At 54.6% G+C, this 16,848-nt stretch carries 15 protein-coding genes; 9 read left to right on the top strand and 6 right to left on the bottom strand.

Features of this window, described 5'->3' with window-relative positions; translation table 11 throughout:
• Positions 1–163 precede the first annotated feature (163 nt).
• Both Q3Y66_RS14610 and Q3Y66_RS14605 read left to right on the top strand, forming a co-directional pair.
• Positions 164–979: a symmetrical bis(5'-nucleosyl)-tetraphosphatase gene (locus Q3Y66_RS14610; RefSeq protein ID WP_008956343.1), complete on the top strand. Its 816-nt coding sequence runs from the start codon at positions 164–166 to the stop codon at positions 977–979.
• A gap of 8 nt (positions 980–987) precedes the next feature.
• Complete coding sequence (locus tag Q3Y66_RS14605) at positions 988–2,124, top strand: polynucleotide adenylyltransferase (protein WP_008956344.1); 1,137 nt, start codon at positions 988–990, stop codon at positions 2,122–2,124.
• A 4-nt stretch (positions 2,125–2,128) separates the two neighbouring features.
• Here Q3Y66_RS14605 and folK read toward each other — a convergent pair whose 3' ends face one another.
• Positions 2,129–2,677, bottom strand: coding sequence for a 2-amino-4-hydroxy-6-hydroxymethyldihydropteridine diphosphokinase (gene folK / locus Q3Y66_RS14600; RefSeq protein WP_008956345.1), 549 nt, complete (start codon positions 2,675–2,677; stop codon positions 2,129–2,131).
• Entirely contained in the window at positions 2,674–3,054 is a 381-nt protein-coding gene (gene folB / locus Q3Y66_RS14595) for a dihydroneopterin aldolase (RefSeq protein ID WP_008956346.1), read from the bottom strand. The genes folK and folB overlap by 4 nt, the downstream gene beginning before the upstream one ends.
• A 103-nt stretch (positions 3,055–3,157) precedes the next feature.
• Between folB and plsY the strand changes: the two genes are divergently transcribed.
• Positions 3,158–3,730, top strand: coding sequence for a glycerol-3-phosphate 1-O-acyltransferase PlsY (plsY, locus tag Q3Y66_RS14590; RefSeq protein WP_008956347.1), 573 nt, complete (start codon positions 3,158–3,160; stop codon positions 3,728–3,730).
• An 11-nt stretch (positions 3,731–3,741) separates the two neighbouring features.
• Here plsY and tsaD read toward each other — a convergent pair whose 3' ends face one another.
• On the bottom strand, positions 3,742–4,797 hold the full coding sequence (gene tsaD, locus Q3Y66_RS14585; protein ID WP_008956348.1) for a tRNA (adenosine(37)-N6)-threonylcarbamoyltransferase complex transferase subunit TsaD: 1,056 nt from the start codon (positions 4,795–4,797) through the stop codon (positions 3,742–3,744).
• Between the two features lie 224 nt (positions 4,798–5,021).
• On the opposite strand from tsaD, the gene rpsU reads away from it, so the two are divergent.
• The 3 genes from rpsU to rpoD all read left to right on the top strand — a co-directional run bounded on the left by rpsU (position 5,022) and on the right by rpoD (position 9,476).
• Entirely contained in the window at positions 5,022–5,237 is a 216-nt protein-coding gene (gene rpsU, locus Q3Y66_RS14580) for a 30S ribosomal protein S21 (RefSeq protein ID WP_008956349.1), read from the top strand.
• Positions 5,238–5,549: 312 nt separating this feature from the next.
• Complete coding sequence (gene dnaG, locus Q3Y66_RS14575; RefSeq protein ID WP_008956350.1) at positions 5,550–7,400, top strand: DNA primase; 1,851 nt, start codon at positions 5,550–5,552, stop codon at positions 7,398–7,400.
• Between the two features lie 225 nt (positions 7,401–7,625).
• Positions 7,626–9,476, top strand: coding sequence for an RNA polymerase sigma factor RpoD (rpoD, locus tag Q3Y66_RS14570; protein ID WP_008956351.1), 1,851 nt, complete (start codon positions 7,626–7,628; stop codon positions 9,474–9,476).
• 118 nt (positions 9,477–9,594) lie between these two features.
• On the opposite strand, the gene Q3Y66_RS14565 is transcribed toward rpoD, so the two are convergent.
• Positions 9,595–11,166, bottom strand: coding sequence for an AbgT family transporter (locus Q3Y66_RS14565; RefSeq protein ID WP_008956352.1), 1,572 nt, complete (start codon positions 11,164–11,166; stop codon positions 9,595–9,597).
• Positions 11,167–11,383: 217 nt separating this feature from the next.
• The gene (locus tag Q3Y66_RS14560; RefSeq protein ID WP_008956353.1) at positions 11,384–12,031 is read right to left on the bottom strand and encodes a hypothetical protein; all 648 of its coding nucleotides are present in this window, start codon (positions 12,029–12,031) and stop codon (positions 11,384–11,386) included.
• A 188-nt stretch (positions 12,032–12,219) separates the two neighbouring features.
• Between Q3Y66_RS14560 and Q3Y66_RS14555 the strand changes: the two genes are divergently transcribed.
• The gene (locus tag Q3Y66_RS14555) at positions 12,220–13,587 is read left to right on the top strand and encodes an L-serine ammonia-lyase (RefSeq protein ID WP_008956354.1); all 1,368 of its coding nucleotides are present in this window, start codon (positions 12,220–12,222) and stop codon (positions 13,585–13,587) included.
• A gap of 11 nt (positions 13,588–13,598) precedes the next feature.
• Here the strand turns inward: Q3Y66_RS14555 and Q3Y66_RS14550 are convergent, their stop codons facing one another.
• Entirely contained in the window at positions 13,599–14,495 is an 897-nt protein-coding gene (locus Q3Y66_RS14550; protein WP_008956355.1) for a LysR family transcriptional regulator, read from the bottom strand.
• A 132-nt stretch (positions 14,496–14,627) separates the two neighbouring features.
• Between Q3Y66_RS14550 and Q3Y66_RS14545 the strand changes: the two genes are divergently transcribed.
• Together Q3Y66_RS14545 and Q3Y66_RS14540 are read left to right on the top strand one after the other, a co-directional pair.
• Positions 14,628–15,611, top strand: a complete 984-nt coding sequence (locus Q3Y66_RS14545) for an MBL fold metallo-hydrolase (protein ID WP_008956356.1) — start codon at positions 14,628–14,630, stop codon at positions 15,609–15,611.
• Between the two features lie 44 nt (positions 15,612–15,655).
• A complete protein-coding gene (locus Q3Y66_RS14540; protein ID WP_008956357.1) occupies positions 15,656–16,765 on the top strand; it encodes an S-(hydroxymethyl)glutathione dehydrogenase/class III alcohol dehydrogenase in 1,110 nt (369 codons plus the stop codon).
• The last annotated feature ends 83 nt before the right edge of the window (positions 16,766–16,848 follow it).

The raw sequence follows: 16,848 nt of genomic DNA, 5'->3' as shown, positions 1-16,848 counted from the left end.
TGCTGGACGTGTGTCTTGAGAACGCCAACGCGCATTTTTATAGTGATCCAGGTTCGCTATTTTCACCAGCGTTAATCATCAAGATAAATAACCGACGGCAGGCAGAAGAGGCGAGTGAGGTGGTAGTATTTAGCCCACTCATTTCATTAAAAAGGCCTCACGCATGAGCACCTATGCGATCGGCGATTTACATGGTTGTCATGCTGAATTCGTAGCGCTGCTGGAGAAACTCAGTTTTAACCCTACGCAGGATACGCTTTGGCTAGTCGGCGATTTGATTAATCGCGGCCCCGGTTCTTTAGCGTGCTTGCGGGAGGTGCGCGCGCTCGGTAGCGCCGCAAAAAGCGTATTGGGCAATCATGACTTCCATTTGCTGGTCGTGGCCCGTGGCGGAGGTAAGCTTAAAAAAAATGACACCCTGAGCGATATTCTTGGTGCCCCTGACCGGGAGGAACTGCTGGATTGGCTTCAAAGCCAGCCCCTTAGCGTGTTTGAGCACCGAATACTAATGACCCATGCCGGGCTGCTGCCCCAGTGGAGCGTTCCCCAGGCCGAAGCGCTCGGGCGGGAAGTTCAGGCGGCGCTGGCAAGCGAAACAGCGGGTGAATTTTTAACCCTGCTATTTGGCAACCAGCCGGACATCTGGCGCGATGACCTGGAGGGCATGGACCGGCTACGTTTGATTGTGAATGTGTTCACTCGGATGCGCTTTATTGATGCCCAAGGGCGTTTAGAGTTTGCCGCGAAAGAGGGGCTTGATAGTGCCCCAGAAGGTTTTCTACCTTGGTTTCAATACCCGCGTGCCGATGATATTCAACTGCTGTTTGGCCACTGGGCTGCCCTTGAAGGGGAGGCTCCTCAGGCGCAGGTGCCCGTCGAGGCGCTTGATACAGGCTGTGTTTGGGGTGGGCGATTAACCGCGCTAAACCTGACCAATGGCGAGCGCACTAGCGTGCCCAGTCAGCAGCGGGGGAGATAGAGGATACAATGGAGAAAAGTAACACTAAAAAATGGACTGATCCCCGTTTAGCAGGCCTTCAGGTTTATCGTGTAGGCGGCGCGGTGCGTGACGCTTTGCTAGGTTGGCCGGTTGTCGATAACGATTGGGTCGTGGTGGGCGCCACGCCAGAGGCCATGCGCAAGCGTGGTTTTAAGCCAGTGGGTCGCGACTTTCCGGTTTTCTTGCATCCAGAGACCGCTGAGGAATATGCTCTTGCCCGCACCGAGCGTAAGTCTGGTCACGGCTACGCAGGGTTTGATGTTCACGCCAGCCCCGATGTCACGCTGGAAGAGGATTTGTTACGCCGTGACCTAACCATCAATGCGATTGCCCAGAGCATTGAGGGGGAGTTAACCGACCCGTTTAATGGGCAGGGCGATATTGAACAGCGTGTGCTGCGGCATATCTCAATGGCGTTTAGCGAAGACCCGCTGCGGGTACTGCGTACCGCGCGCTTTTTAGCCCGCTATGCATCGCTGGGATTCACCATTGCTGATGAAACCCTGACATTGATGCGCCAAGTGAGCCACAGCGGTGAACTTGAGCATTTGGCCGCCGAACGGGTGTGGGTGGAAACCGAAAAGGCGCTGGGCGAACCGAGTCCGGACGTTTATTTCACCACCCTGGAGCGCTGCGAGGCGTTGCCTCTCTGGTTTCCCGAACTTATGGGGTCGGTGTTACTGCAAGGTTTAGCTGCGCTGGATCAAACGCCCCAAAGCAGCACGATAGCAGTGGCCCACTGGCGCTACGCGCAGTTGGTGTCACCGCTCACCACTGAACAGCGCGATACTTTAGCAGCACGGTTAAAGTTGCCCAACGGCGTGGCCCAGCTTGCCCGCCATACCGCGCTCACTCATACGCTGCTTGCCGCGCCACTGGATGGCCCGAACGTGCTGCATTGGCTGGAACGATTGGATGGATGGCGCAAGCCCGAGCAGGTCGAGGCGCAGTTGGCATTAGTGAGCGTGCTGGCGCCGGAGCAAGTGGAGCGGCTTGGCAGCGCTTGGCTAGCGGCTCGCGAGGTGGGGCCGCAGGCGTTAATGGCGGAAGGATATCAAGGGGCGGCGCTGGGTGAGGCAATACGCGTGCGGCGCGGGCAAGCCGTGGCGGTAGCACTTGAGTAGCCGGTTACCGACGGGCCGCTGCCAAGCGAGGAAGCTCGTCTGACTGAGAGATCCAGCGGCCACGCCAGCTAAAATCAACCGCCCAGAGGCGTTGGCTGCCTAGTTCGAAGGTTTTCCATAGCGAAGCGTAAGAGGTGTCACACAAGGGGTGGCGTTCAGTGGGTAGCAATTCAGCAAGCGGCTGCAGCACGAACGCATTATGGGTGATTTCGCTGCGTGGCAACGTGACATCATCGATGGTGCCGCAGAGGCTGCCCACGGTAAGCAAGTCGATATCCAGCGCGCGGGGGCTGAATTTAGCAGTGTCGGGAAGGCGGCCGTGTTCTATTTCCAGCTGCTTACTCCAAGCCTGAAGCTCCCCAGGTGACCAGTCACTGTGAAAGGCTACTACCAAATTATAGAAATTGCGGCTGTCGGTAAAACCCACTGGCTCGCTTTCAAATACACGTGAGATTTGCAGCGAGCCAAAGGTGTCCGCGAGCGCATCAAGGCAGTAGCGGATATGCCGGGTGGGATAAATATTGCTGCCTAAGCTGACAGTGACCAGCTTCATGCGCTGGGCTCCTGCGTTGCCTCTGGTAAGGCGCCGCGGGTAATTTCCAGACCGACGCTGACAGCGTTGGGCACTGCGCCGGGTTTACGCACGGTGAGGCGCAACCAACTGATTGGAAATTCTGTGCGCAGGTACTCTGCGAGGCGTTCGGCGAAAGTTTCGACCAGGGCGAATTGATGAGCATCAGCAAATGTCTGGATGCGCTGACAAATGGCCGCGTAATCCAGCGTGAGGCGTAAATCATCGGTCGCTGCCGCTGAACGTATATCGGTTGCCAGCACCAAGTCCAAGCTCAGCGATTGCTGAATCGAACGCTCCCAATCATAGACACCGATAACTGTGTCGACGGTTAACGCTTCAATAAAAATGCGATCCATCTGCCTTCCCCCAGCTGCAACAAGCGGGCGATTGTACGTTAGGATGGGGCTAAACGACAGTGAGCCAGGCTATCGAGACGGTCTATAAAGCGAGCAGAGCGCCATGGTATGGATAGTAGTGGGTTATTTAAGCGGCAGTTGGTTGGCAGCGCTGAGTGTTTGCCGCCTAGCGGGTGTGGGTGACCCACGCCAACATGGTTCGTTTAACCCTGGGTTTTCTAACGTATTGCGCCTTTATGGCCCCCGTTTGGCGGCCGTCACTCTGCTGCTAGATGCCTTAAAAGCCATGCCCGCTGTTTTGGGGGCCAAGCTCATGAACTGCCCAGTATGGTTGCAAGGGCTGGTTGGGCTGGCCGTGTTGCTAGGACACAGTTTTCCCTTATGGCATCACTTTCGTGGCGGAAAGGCAGTCGCCAGTGCGTTTGGTGTACTGCTGATATTGGTGCCCAATGTGGCGCTATTAAGTGCCGCCATTTGGGCGCTACTGGCGTGGCGGCTAAAGACGGCGGCGATGGCATCGCTGGTCAGTGCTTTGGTGGCGCCGCTGATATGCGCTTGGCTAGCGCCTGCGTATTTTGTGGTGGTTGGTGGCTTTAGCCTGCTGGTGCTGGCCCGCCACGGGCTCAATATTCGTCGACTGCGATGCGGTGAAGAGCCGCCATTTCGCGGCTCCTAGAGCGCTCACTGCTAGCTGTCAGAGGCCGCCGGGGGAGTCAGTTGTTCCAGCGGCCAACGGGGGGTCGCCTGCATTATGCCGTAGGTATCGCACTCGCCCGCTGCCAAGCGTTGAGCGCCTACGTAGGCAATCATGGCGCCATTGTCGGTGCAGAAGCGCCCGCGTGGGTAGTAGGCGCGGGCTTGGCGTTTTTCACACTCAGCGTGCAGTCGTTCACGCAGGCGATGATTGGCGCTAACCCCACCCGCCACCACTAAACGTTTCAAACCGGTTTGATCCAGCGCCCTGCGGCACTTAATGACCAATGTATCAACCACGGCTTCTTCAAAGGCGCGGGCTACGTCGGCACGTGCTTGGTCGTCGAGTTCACCAGTTGCCTCCAATTGGCGAATGGCGGTCATGGTGTGGGTTTTTAAGCCGGAAAAACTGAAATCAAGCCCTGGTCGGTCGGTCATCGGGCGTGGGAAGCGAAAACGCTTGGGATTCCCTTGTTCAGCCAGTTTGGCGACTTGAGGCCCACCTGGGTAGGCCAAGCCCAGCATTTTGGCAGCTTTATCAAACGCTTCACCCGCGGCGTCATCCACTGATTCGCCGAGCAGCTGATAGCGGCCCAGCCCTTGCACTTCGACCAACTGGGTATGTCCGCCGGATACCAGCAGTGCCACGAAAGGGAACGCAGGCGGCTCGTCTTCCAGCATCGGTGCCAGTAAGTGGCCTTCCATATGATGCACACCCAGTACGGGAATATTTAACGCTCGTGCCATGCCGTGGGCGGTGCTGGCACCCACCATTAATGCACCGACTAAGCCCGGGCCAGCGGTATAAGTAATGCCGTCCAGGTCGTGACGCGTTAGCTTGGCATCCCTAAGCACCTGCTCAATCAGCGGTAGCAGTTTGCGGGTGTGGTCGCGAGAAGCGAGTTCGGGTACCACGCCACCAAATTCGGCGTGCATGGCGATTTGACTGTAGAGCGCGTCGGCAAGCAGCCCTTTGCCGCCGGTCAGCGAAGTGTCATAAAGCGCAACGCCCGTTTCGTCGCAGGATGTCTCAATGCCCAGAACACGCATAAAAAGGGACTCTCAAAGGATGTGCAAAAAATATAAAGGTGAAAATCGCAAGGCCAGTAGTCTAACATTGTCGCTGCAAACGAGCGTAAGCATTTGCAAAGATGGTCAGCGGCGACTAGACTACTGTGCGCTGTAAAACTGGGTCGTACACTGTATTCTGAACCGCAATATCGCAGTGTACGTACTATCCGAACTCAAGACTCCTTAAGGTAGGTGAGTGCTTAATGCCTTCTGTAAAAGTACGTGATAACGAGCCGTTTGACGTCGCCCTGCGTCGCTTCAAGCGTTCTTGCGAAAAAGCCGGTGTTCTTTCTGAAGTACGCCGCCGCGAGCACTATGAGAAGCCGACTGCTGAGCGTAAACGCAAAGCGGCAGCTGCCGTAAAACGCCACGCGAAGAAAGTCCAGCGTGAGCAAAAGCGTTTCGAACGGCTCTATTGATCCGTACCCGAGGGGGCCGGAGCAGTTAGCTGGTCGTCTCAAGAGGGATGTCAAGCGGCCGCCACTAGGTGGCCGTTTGTTTTTGACTGTCGTTTTCAAGATCGCTGTTTTTCAAGGTTATTGTTTTTCAAAATTACCGTTTTTCAAGACCGTCGCTGTTTATGATGATCTGATCTGGCAATAGGTCTGATGGCCTTAAGTAGTTTTTAAGATCAGTTTTAAAACGGTTTTTGAAAACTATTTTGAAGATAGTTTTTGAAAACAGTCTCGAAAGTCAGTGAATAGCGCTTTGCGCGAGGATGCCCGTAGTTCATGGCAGGCCAAATTCCACAGCGTTTTATTGATGACTTGTTAGGCCGCGTTGATGTGGTCGAGGTGGTCGGTGAGCGTGTGCAGCTTAAAAAAGCCGGCCGTAACTACTCCGGGCTATGTCCCTTTCATCAAGAGAAGACACCGTCGTTCACCGTCAGCGCGGATAAGCAGTTTTATCACTGCTTTGGCTGCGGCGCTAATGGGAATGCACTACGCTTCTTGATGGAGTACGACAAGCTGCCGTTTCCCGAAGCGGTAGAGCAGTTGGCCGGGCGCTTGGGTATTGAGGTGCCTCGCGAAGGTGCTGACGACCCACGTGCTCAGCAGCGCGAAAAGAAGCGCAAAGAGGGCGTTAACCTGCTTGAACTCGCCGCCAGTTTTTATCGTGAGCGATTGAAGATGCAGGAAGGGCAGTCCGCCCAGCGTTATTTAACGGGGCGTGGGCTCTCGGATGAGGTGATCAAGACCTATGGTATTGGTTATGCCCCGAGTGGTTGGGAGGCGCTGAAGCAGCATCTCAGTGAGCGTGGTATTGGTGAGCCGGTTCAGGTGGAGTATGGCCTGCTGATTCATCGTGAAGATACCGGGCGTACCTATGACCGCTTTCGGGATCGGGTCATGTTTCCGATTCGTGATTTGCGTGGGCGTACGATTGCGTTCGGCGGGCGGGTAATGGGTGATGATCAGCCCAAATACCTCAACTCGCCGGAAACACCCGTGTTCCACAAAGGCCGTGAGCTTTACGGCCTATATGAAGCGCGCCAAGCCTCTAGCAAGCTTGAGCAGCTTGTGATGGTCGAAGGCTATATGGATGTGGTGGCGCTGGCCCAATTCGGTATTCATAACGCCGTGGCGACGCTGGGTACCGCCACCACGGAAGACCATTTAACCCGCCTGTTTCGACTGGTGAGTCGTGTGGTGTTCTGTTTTGACGGCGACCGTGCGGGAAGGCAGGCGGCTAGCCGGGCGTTGGAAACCGCGTTGCCGCAAATGATTGATGGCCGTGAAGCGCGCTTTCTATTTCTACCGGAAGGTGATGACCCGGATACCCTGGTGCGCCGTGAAGGCACCCAGGCGTTTCAGGATCGCGTCACCTGTGCCATGCCGCTGTCGGAGTTTCTGTTCGAGCAAGCGGCCCAAGGGCGCGACCTGAATACAGTGGAAGGGCGCGAACGATTTGCCAGCCAGGTGCTGGAAGCATTGAACAAAGTGCCCGATGGCATGCTCAAATCACTACTGCTTGAATCATTGGCGCAGCGTAGCGGGTTGGCGCAGGAGCAGTTGAAGGTATTGCTCGAAAAACGTATCCAAGCGGCACAGCGCCATCCTGCGCAAGGGGATCCAGAGCAGGGTGAAATAGGCTCGTCTTCAGAGAGCACCAGCGCGGTCAAATTGGCGTCTACTCAGTCATCGCGTTCCCGCTCTCAGGTGCTTTCTCCTGTCGGACGTATTGTGCAGCTTCTGCTACATGAGCCTAATTTGGTTTCAGCGCTGCCTGATCATTTGGAGTGGTTGCCAGAAGATGACGATACGCCGCTATGCCAAGAGTTGATTGCACTGCTCAAAGCAGGGCGTTACCGCAGTCCGCAGGTGGTGTTGGCGCATTTTCAGGGCAGTCAGCAGGGGCAAGCTTTGGCAGCCTTCGCTAAGCGCGAATTGTTGATTCCAAAGGCAGATAGGGAAGCAGAGCTGAATGGCTGGGTGGAACATCTGCAGCATGTTCAGCGTCAGCGTTCTCCACAAGAGGAGTACGCAGCGTTGCTGGCGCAGGAGCGCGCCGGGCAAAAGCTAGATAAGGAGCAGCGCCAGCGTTTGGCAAGCTTGGTAATGGAGCTTGCGCAGCGCCAATAAGGCGGTGTTTTGAGCGATGGGGTTGAATTCCTGCCGTATCAACACCAGATATAAGGTCAGCCACCGAGCGTTGGCCTAACCGAACAACCTAACACACCTAAATGACCGCGCAAATACGTCGAGCTGGAAAATTTCCTGCTATTTACGCTATACTGTACGGCTTGTTGAGTTTAATCGATTCAGCGCTCCAGGTGTTTCATTCTTCTTCGTCGAGATAGGGTTTCTATGGCTGGAAATGCGCAGCAGCAGTCACGTCTGAAGGAGTTGATCGCACGCGGCAAGGAACAGGGCTACCTGACCTATGCCGAGGTCAACGACCATCTACCCGAGGATATCGCCGACCCGGATCAAGTGGAAGACATCATTGGCATGATCAACGACATGGGTATTAGTGTCGCTGAAGAAGCGCCAGATGAAGACACTTTGATGATGTCGGATCAATCCACGGACGAGTCCGCTGCGGAAGAGGCCGTAGCGGCCCTTGCCGCCGTGGAAAGCGATGTAGGCCGCACCACTGACCCCGTCCGCATGTACATGCGTGAAATGGGCACGGTTGAACTTTTGACCCGTGAAGGCGAAATTGAAATCGCCAAGCGGATCGAAGAGGGCACCCGTGAAGTGATGTCGTCTCTGGCCTATTTGCCGGGTGCCGTCGCGTCTATTTTGGACGCTTACGACGCTACCCAGGATGAAGAAGCGCCGGGGCGTCTTTCGGATCTATTTTCTGGTTTCATCGACCCGGATGAAGGTATTCCTGGTGTCGCTGAAGCAGAGGTACCTGAACCAGAGCCCGAGTCCGAGCTAGAAGAGGACGTTGAAGGCGAAGGGGATGAGGAGGACGAAGACTCTACGGCCAGCGAAGGCGGTCCGGATCCAGAAGAGGCGCGCGCGCGTTTTGAGCAGATTCGCGAGCAGAACGCCCTGGTAGAAGCGGCGTTTGCCAAGCATGGCCGAGGCAGTGCCGAGCTGAAGGCAGAGCAGGCCCGCCTGGCCGTGCTTTTCTCACCCATCAAGCTGGTACCTAAGCACTTTGAGCGCCTCGTCGGCCAGGTGCGTATCAGCGTTGAGCAGGTGCGCGCCCAGGAAAAAGCGGTGATGCAGCTGTGCGTGAAGAAAGCCAAGGTGCCGCGTAAAACGTTTATCAAGTCGTTTCCTGGCAACGAATCGCGTAAAACGTGGCTTGATGATTTCCAGGCAGCGCAGAGCAAGTACGCTGACCGTCTTGAGCCGCTGCGCGCCGATATCGCCCGTGCCCAGCGCAAGATCGCCTTTGAAGAAGACATGGTGCAACTGTCTGTTGCCGATCTTAAAGAGGTGAACCGCAAGCTCTCGATTGGTGAGGCCAAAGCGCGTCGTGCCAAGAAAGAGATGGTTGAGGCTAACTTGCGCTTGGTGATCTCGATTGCCAAGAAGTACACCAACCGTGGTTTGCAGTTCCTGGATCTCATTCAGGAAGGCAACATCGGCTTGATGAAAGCGGTCGATAAGTTCGAGTATCGCCGCGGTTACAAGTTCTCTACCTATGCCACTTGGTGGATTCGTCAAGCAATCACCCGCTCCATCGCGGATCAGGCGCGCACCATTCGTATTCCGGTGCACATGATTGAGACGATCAACAAGCTCAATCGCGTATCACGCCAAATGCTGCAGGAAATGGGCCGTGAGCCGACGCCGGAAGAACTCGGCGAGCGCTTGGAAATGCCGGAAGATAAAGTACGCAAGGTACTCAAAATCGCCAAAGAGCCGATCTCCATGGAGACGCCGATTGGTGACGATGATGATTCACACCTGGGCGACTTTATTGAAGACGGCACCATGCTGCTGCCGATCGATATGGCCACCGGTGAAGGCCTTATCGAAGCGACACGTAACGTGTTAGGCGGCTTGACCGCTCGCGAAGCGAAAGTGCTGCGTATGCGCTTTGGTATTGATATGAATACCGACCATACGCTGGAAGAGGTGGGCAAGCAGTTTGACGTGACGCGTGAGCGAATCCGTCAGATTGAAGCCAAAGCGCTGCGTAAGCTGCGCCACCCCAGCCGCTCTGAACCGCTGCGTTCGTTCCTCGACGAGTGAATGCCGTGAGTGATAAGTGGTGAATAGCAAGTAGTAGCCGCTAAGATCAAAAAGCCCGCCGTTCATTGAATGGCGGGCTTTTTGCATTGCTCCTCTTTTAATTAAACTATGCGTGAGCTTACAGCGTGTAGTAAGTAGCAGAGCCAGGACCTACAGGAAGGCCAAACACAAACACCCAAATGAAGAACAGCAGACTCCAGCCGATCAGCATAAATAGCGTATAGGGCAGCATAAGGGCTATCAGCGTGCCAATCCCAAGGTCTTTTCGGTAACGAGCAGCAATGGCCATGATCAGGCCAAAGTAGCTCATCATGGGGGTAATCAAGTTAGTCACCGAGTCGCCAATACGGTAGGCCGCTTGAATCACTTCAGGGGCGTAGCCCATTAGCATCAGCATGGGAACAAAAATAGGCGCTGTAACTGCCCACTGGGCAGAGGCACTACCCAGCGAAAGATTGACGATGGCGCACATAATAATAAAGAGTGCGAACAAGCCAGGCCCGCTTAACCCAAGGGACTCTAGTAAGCTGGCCCCCGCTACGGCGATGACGGTGCCGAAGTTACTCCAGTTAAACAGTGCTACGAATTGAGCGGCGAAAAATACCAGTACGATATATAAGCCCAGGCTACTCATGCTTTTAGCCATGGCATTTACCACGTCGCGGTCATTGTGCATGGTGCCCGCAAGTCGACCGTAGATAAAACCAAGCATAATAAAAGCGGCCGCCACAATGACCACAATGCCGCGCAAGAACGGCGAGCCGCTGACTAAGCCTGTTTCAGGATTGCGTAAAATACCACCTTCCGGAACCACCATCGCAACGAGCAGGGCGGTGATTGCCAGCATCGTCAGCCCAGTACCTTTTAGAGCCCGCTTCTCGGTATCGGACAGGCCCTCCATACGCTGCTGATCAATATTATCTTCAGCATAGGCTGAATCAAATTTGCCCAGTTTGGGTTCCACAATGTACTCAGTCACCAGACCGCCAATAATGGTGACAAAGAAAGTGCTCACAAACATGAAGAACCAGTTAGCTTCGGCACCAACGCTGTAGGCAGGATCGAGCAGGCGGGCGGCTTCTTGGGTGATCCCAGAGAGCAGCGGATCTACCGTGCCGATAAGCAGGTTGGCGCTATAACCACCGGAGACACCGCAGAACGCTGCTGCCAAACCTGCTAGCGGATGGCGGCCTAGTGAATGGAAAATCATGGCTGCTAACGGAATAAGAACTACATAGCCCAGCTCAGAGGCGGTGTTCGACATGATGCCCGCAAATACCACCGCATAGGTAACGATGCGCGGTGAACGATTCAGTACTAGCGCCCGCATGCTGGCAGAAAGCAGTCCCGAGTGTTCAGCAACGCCTACACCCAACATCGCTACCAGCACGGTGCCAAGCGGAGCAAAGCTAGTAAAGTTGGTCACCACCTCGGTTATTAACCGCCGCAGACCTTCAGCATTAAGCAGTGAGTTAACAGCAATCCATTCACCCTCATTAGCGGGCCGCGGGTCGGCTACAGAAACCCCCAGTGCTGCTGCAATCCCGCTGGCAATAACGACCAATACGCACAGCATCGCAAATAACGTCACGGGATGCGGAAGCAGGTTGCCTAGCCACTCAACACTATCCAGAAAACGAGTGAAAAAACCACGCTGCAGGTTTTTTTCATCATATTTGGTTTTATTCATAAGATTTATATCGTCTATGTGGGGTTTTTTAGTAAAAATCGCACCTATATGGCATAGCGCGCGACACTACGTTGAAGCGTAGCGGGCCGCAAACGGCTTTTTGCATGACGAGATTTGAAAAATGAAACGCCGCCTTGCAAAGCAAAGGCGGCGTGATAGAAGGTGACTAATAAAAAGCGACTAAAAGCGTGACCAGTAGAGTAAGTCAGTGCCAGCGTTAAAGGGCGGTGAGCCGAGTCCTATAGACGCGGCGAGCCAGAAGAAGTAGCTCCAATGTGGCGATCAAAATTAAGCTATAACCGAGCAGCTCAACCACTTCCTCGGCGACACTTTTAAAGGTTCCAGAGTAGCTGTCTTCAAGAATGGCTTGCCAGAATTCCTGTCGTCCATATAGGCGCGAGAATATATAAGTGGTCAGCACGCCTGCCGTAAACAAGCCAAAAGCGAAGGTGTTACTGTAATGGACGAATTCCGCAAGAAAGCGTTGGCGCTGCTTCACCACCCAAAAGAGTGTCGGGAGAATAATCAGTGCCACCAGTACCTTCCAGGTGTTTTCAGCCACATAGTTATCTAAAAAGTGATCCTGTTCGCGCACTAATGAGGCGGCCACAAACGCTAGTAGAAGTAGGGTGACGGTGGGCCAGACTTTAAGCACTTGGCGAATATAAATCAGCATTGCACAGCAGGTGGCAAGCACCAGTGTTTGCGTAAACTCGGTAAAGCCCAGCTCAGAAAACCGTACTGAAGGGAGATAGAGTGCTTCTAAATAGGCACCTTGGGCAATCGCACCGATAAATAGTACGTACAGCACTGCACGCACTAAAATGGTTTGAAACCCTATTGGCCAGGGAGGGGGAGAAGACATACCGACATCCTTTGTGGGTAAGCAGCGTCGCAATTCGCATATATAAACATGCAAGGGTGAATGTTCATTATATCGTCACACTTGTATGTTCGCACGTCGATATTGCGGTTAATCCCTCGACGTTTGGTCATCGTCCCTGCAAAGTGTCTATTCGACAGGCAATAACAACGTTGTGAGGTGTCATCGGCATGGCTATTAGTGTGTTTGATCTTTTCCGTATCGGCATCGGTCCCTCGAGTTCCCACACGGTGGGACCGATGCGCGCCGCTCGTGACTTTGCCCTGGCGCTGGGTGATAGAACCATCACTCGGCTGGTGGTAAGGCTGCATGGCTCATTGGCCGCCACCGGGGTGGGGCACGGTACCGATCAAGCGGTGATCATGGGGCTGATGGGGGAGGCACCCGAAAGCATCGACCCCGACACTATTGCATCGCGATTAAAACAACTTGAGGAGGGTGAACCACTGTTGCTTGCCAATGGTCAGCAAATCGCCTTTGAGGTTGGCAGCGATGTGGAGTGGGATGAAACCTGCCTGCCGTTTCATCCTAATGCCATGGTGTTGAGCGCTTACTGCCATAACACACTGGTAGCGACGAATACATATTACTCACTAGGCGGCGGCTTCTATGTTGATCAAGCCAAAGCGGATCAAGGCGAGGTGGGCGAGGACAGCACGCCGCTGGCATATCCCTTCAATACGGCGGCGGAGCTGCTCGCACTCTGCCAGCAGCATCAACTGCGCATTAGCCAGTTGATGCTTGAAAACGAGAAGGCTTGGCGTAGCGAATCGGCCATTCGTGAAGAGCTGCTGACTCTTTGGCAAGCGATGAGTGACAGCATTGACAATGGCCTGCGTGCCACAGGGAATTTGCCTGGGGGATTAAATGTGCGCCGCCGTGCGCAGTCGTTGCATCAGCAATTACTGAATCCGCCAGAAAATCAGCGCCTGATTGTGTCGAGTTTTACTGTGATGGATTGGGTCAATGTATTTGCGCTGGCGGTGAACGAGGAGAACGCCGCTGGGCGGAGGATGGTCACCGCGCCGACTAACGGGGCGGCGGGCATCGTGCCAGCCGTATTGGCGTACTACTTGAAATTTGAGCCCGACGCTAGCGAGGCGGATGTGGTGGATTTTCTGCTCACAGCCGGGGCAGTCGGTATTTTGTGTAAAAAGAATGCTTCTATCTCGGGCGCTGAAGTAGGCTGCCAAGGCGAGGTGGGCTCCGCCTGTGCAATGGCGGCCGCTGGGCTTGCCGAAGTGCTGGGCGGCACACCGGGCCAGGTGGAAAACGCTGCTGAGATCGGCTTGGAGCATAATCTGGGGTTAACCTGCGACCCGGTGGGCGGCCTTGTCCAAGTGCCTTGTATAGAGCGCAATGCGATCGCTTCCGTCAAAGCCATTAATGCCGCGCGTATGGCGCTGCATGGCGATGGTGAGCACTTTATATCGCTGGATAAAGTGATTCGCACCATGCGCGATACCGGTCGCGATATGCAGGATAAGTACAAGGAGACCTCTAAAGGTGGGCTCGCCGTTAATGCTATTGAGTGCTAAGTAGCGATTTCTCAACTAAGCGAGTCCTTGGGTAAGACGCTGGCAATATTGGCAACCAGATAATCTACCAGCTGGCGTATTTTAGGCGATAGATGGCGGTGGCGGGGGTAGACCGCCCACACAGCGGTATCGTGATGCTGAAAAGGCTCCAGCACGGCGACCAGCTCGCCGCTGGCTAAGTAGGGGGCCACGTAGTAGTCCGGCAGCTGGGCAAGCCCCAGGCCTTTGCGTGCGGCGTCCAGCAGCGCCGGGCCGGAATTGCCGGTCCAGCATCCCTCGACACGCACTTCCCGGCGTTGGCCGTTCACTTCAAATAGCCAGTTAGGTCGCGAGCCAATTAGGCAGCGGTGTTGGCTAAGCTCACCTAGGGTGTGTGGGCGCGGCGCTTGGCGAAAATAGTTCTGCGAGCCGACGATATACTCGCGCCGGTCGCATAGGCGCCTGGCGATCAGTGTGGAATCCTTTAACACTCCCATCCGAATGGCAATATCGTAGCCCTCTTCAATCAGTTCCACTGGTCGATTAGTGAAGTGCATATGTACATCCAGCTGCGGATGCAAACACTGAAAGTCATTAACTAGTGGGGCGATGAAGCGCTCGCCGAAGGTCGTGGCCGAGGTAAGTTTAAGTAGCCCATTAGGTTTGGCCTGGAGTTCGCTCAGTGCTTGCTCGGCATCGCGCAGCCCATCAAATAGGTGGCGGCAGTGCTCTACATAGGTAGCGCCCGCGTCGGTCAAGCGGATCTGGCGGGTGGTGCGATACAGCAACTGTACACCCAACTGGTTTTCAAGCTGGCTGACCAAGCGGCTGATATGTGAGGTAGAGACTTTCAAGTGGCGGGCTGCAGAAGAAAACGTGCCTAAACGCACTACTTCGACAAACGCTTCGATACGGCTCCAGTGCTGCATGTTGAAATTCCTTAGGTTGACAGCGATTGTTGCTGAGTGGCAATAATCTTATGAGTGTATCCCGCTTTATCTACTGCGCCTAACTGACCTACACTGCTAGCATCTTTAGCGTATCAATGGAGTGTATAGCTTATGTCTAAATTCTTATCTCAGTGGTCGCGCGGTGCGCTGGCCGTTGCTATTAGTGCTGGCTGTGCCGCTAGTGCTCAGGCAGAGCTACCTACGCAACAGCAAGAGCAGGCACCCGGCTGGTTCCGTATGATGGTTGGGGAGTATGAGGTGACCGCTCTATACGACGGCCATACAACGATTGACACCTCTTTACTAAAAGGCATGGAGCAAGAAGAGATTCTCCGTCATCTGGATGCGCTATTTATTGATGCGGAAAGCGGTATGCAAACCGCGGTTAATGCGTTTCTTGTTCATACTGGTGAGAACCTAGTACTGGTTGATGCTGGGTCTGCCGCCTGCTTTGGCCCCTCGCTTGGCCAGGTAGAGAGCAACCTACGCGCATCGGGTTACTCGCCAGAAGACGTCGACACGGTGTTGATGACTCATTTGCACCCGGATCATGTGTGCGGTTTAGCCAATGAGAGCGGTGAAGCGGTTTATCCAAACGCTGAATTACGTGCCAGCCAAGCCGATGCTGATTTTTGGTTGGATGAGGAGCGTGCAGCAGCGGCGCCCGAAGGTAATCGAGCGTTCTTTGAAATGGCCCAAGACGCGGTAGCGCCTTATCAGGAAGCGGATCGTTTCAACCCCTTTACGGCAGGCGATGAAGTGCTCATGGGCATTGTGGCCCAAGATACTCATGGCCATACCGCCGGTCACTCAAGCTTTATGCTCAATAGCGATGATGAGGCCATGCTGGTATGGGGAGATGTGGTACACAGTTACGGCGTTCAATTTGCCGACCCCACTGTTGCCATTGAGTTTGATTCTGACCCTGAGCAGGCCATTCGCACTCGTGAAGAAGTGCTCGAAAGTGCCGTTGAAGATAAGCACTGGATTGCCGGTGCCCATATGCCTTTCCCCGGCATTGGTCATATCGTAGAAGATGAACAAGGGTATCGCTGGCTGCCAATTGAATTTGCCCCGATAGCAACTGAAGAGTAAGCCTTAGTTAATATTTTTGAAGTAATGAATATTTAGGAGTCAAAATGAAGTCACGCGCAGCTGTTGCACTAGAAGCGGGTAAGCCGCTTGAACTGGTTGAGATTGATGTTGAAGGCCCGAAAGCGGGTGAAGTGCTGGTTAAAATGGCGGCGACAAGCGTCTGTCACACGGATGCCTACACGCTTTCTGGAGCTGACCCGGAAGGTAATTTCCCCGCAGTATTGGGTCACGAAGGCGCAGGCGTCGTTCAGGAAGTAGGCGAGGGCGTCACCAGCCTTAAGCCGGGCGACCATGTGATTCCGCTCTATACCGCCGAGTGCGGTAAGTGTAAGTTCTGTTTGTCGGGTAAAACCAACCTGTGCGGCAGCGTGCGCGCTACCCAGGGTAAAGGGGTCATGCCTGACGGTACCTCGCGGTTCTCCCTAGACGGTAAGATGCTTCACCACTACATGGGCACCTCTACGTTCAGTGAGTACACAGTGTTGCCCGAAGTCTCCCTGGCGGTGGTGTCTAAAGAAGCGCCCATGGATAAAATCTGCCTGTTGGGCTGCGGTGTGACTACCGGCATTGGCGCGGTGCTTAATACCGCCAAAGTAGAGCCGGGCGCTACCGTAGCGGTATTTGGCCTTGGTGCGATTGGTCTTGCTGTTATTCAGGGTGCGGTGATGGCCAAAGCGGGACGAATTATTGCCATCGACGTTAATGCTGATAAGTTTGAGCTGGCCAAGCAGTTTGGCGCTACCGATTTTGTGAACCCGAAAGAGTATTCAGACCCCATCCAGCAGGTTATCGTTGATCTGACTGATGGCGGCGTCGACTACTCCTTTGAGTGCATCGGCAACGTCAATGTAATGCGTTCGGCGCTGGAGTGCTGCCACAAAGGTTGGGGCGAATCGATTGTCATCGGTGTCGCCGGGGCTGGTGAAGAGATCTCAACACGGCCGTTCCAACTGGTTACCGGGCGCGTCTGGAAAGGCTCTGCGTTTGGCGGTGTAAAAGGGCGCAGTGAGCTACCGGGTTACGTTGATCGTTATATGAACGGTGAGATCAATATCGACGACTTCATTACCCACGATATGCCGTTTGAGAAGATCAACGAAGCGTTTGATTTACTGCATGCAGGTAAGAGCATTCGTACCGTACTGCATTACTGAGTATCATTGCTGAAACTGATAGCTAGCACGTTTAAAACGCGGCGGGGAGACCTGCCGCGTTTGCTGCATTTAAAGGAACCTGC

The organism is Halomonas sp. HAL1 (genome assembly GCF_030544485.1).
GTDB classification, from domain to species: Bacteria; Pseudomonadota; Gammaproteobacteria; order Pseudomonadales; family Halomonadaceae; genus Vreelandella; species Vreelandella arctica.
Note: the sequence above shows the minus strand (reverse complement) of the source record. Positions and strands in the feature narration are given on the sequence as shown.

What these genes read in the sequence shown, in the direction of transcription:
- Q3Y66_RS14610 (WP_008956343.1), top strand. Translation starts at nt 164, where the DNA reads ATGAGCACCTATGCGATCGGCGATTTACATGGTTGTCATGCTGAATTC.
- Q3Y66_RS14605 (WP_008956344.1), top strand. Translation starts at nt 988, where the DNA reads ATGGAGAAAAGTAACACTAAAAAATGGACTGATCCCCGTTTAGCAGGC.
- folK (WP_008956345.1), bottom strand. Translation starts at nt 2,677, where the DNA reads ATGAAGCTGGTCACTGTCAGCTTAGGCAGCAATATTTATCCCACCCGG.
- folB (WP_008956346.1), bottom strand. Translation starts at nt 3,054, where the DNA reads ATGGATCGCATTTTTATTGAAGCGTTAACCGTCGACACAGTTATCGGT.
- plsY (WP_008956347.1), top strand. Translation starts at nt 3,158, where the DNA reads ATGGTATGGATAGTAGTGGGTTATTTAAGCGGCAGTTGGTTGGCAGCG.
- tsaD (WP_008956348.1), bottom strand. Translation starts at nt 4,797, where the DNA reads ATGCGTGTTCTGGGCATTGAGACATCCTGCGACGAAACGGGCGTTGCG.
- rpsU (WP_008956349.1), top strand. Translation starts at nt 5,022, where the DNA reads ATGCCTTCTGTAAAAGTACGTGATAACGAGCCGTTTGACGTCGCCCTG.
- dnaG (WP_008956350.1), top strand. Translation starts at nt 5,550, where the DNA reads ATGGCAGGCCAAATTCCACAGCGTTTTATTGATGACTTGTTAGGCCGC.
- rpoD (WP_008956351.1), top strand. Translation starts at nt 7,626, where the DNA reads ATGGCTGGAAATGCGCAGCAGCAGTCACGTCTGAAGGAGTTGATCGCA.
- Q3Y66_RS14565 (WP_008956352.1), bottom strand. Translation starts at nt 11,166, where the DNA reads ATGAATAAAACCAAATATGATGAAAAAAACCTGCAGCGTGGTTTTTTC.
- Q3Y66_RS14560 (WP_008956353.1), bottom strand. Translation starts at nt 12,031, where the DNA reads ATGTCTTCTCCCCCTCCCTGGCCAATAGGGTTTCAAACCATTTTAGTG.
- Q3Y66_RS14555 (WP_008956354.1), top strand. Translation starts at nt 12,220, where the DNA reads ATGGCTATTAGTGTGTTTGATCTTTTCCGTATCGGCATCGGTCCCTCG.
- Q3Y66_RS14550 (WP_008956355.1), bottom strand. Translation starts at nt 14,495, where the DNA reads ATGCAGCACTGGAGCCGTATCGAAGCGTTTGTCGAAGTAGTGCGTTTA.
- Q3Y66_RS14545 (WP_008956356.1), top strand. Translation starts at nt 14,628, where the DNA reads ATGTCTAAATTCTTATCTCAGTGGTCGCGCGGTGCGCTGGCCGTTGCT.
- Q3Y66_RS14540 (WP_008956357.1), top strand. Translation starts at nt 15,656, where the DNA reads ATGAAGTCACGCGCAGCTGTTGCACTAGAAGCGGGTAAGCCGCTTGAA.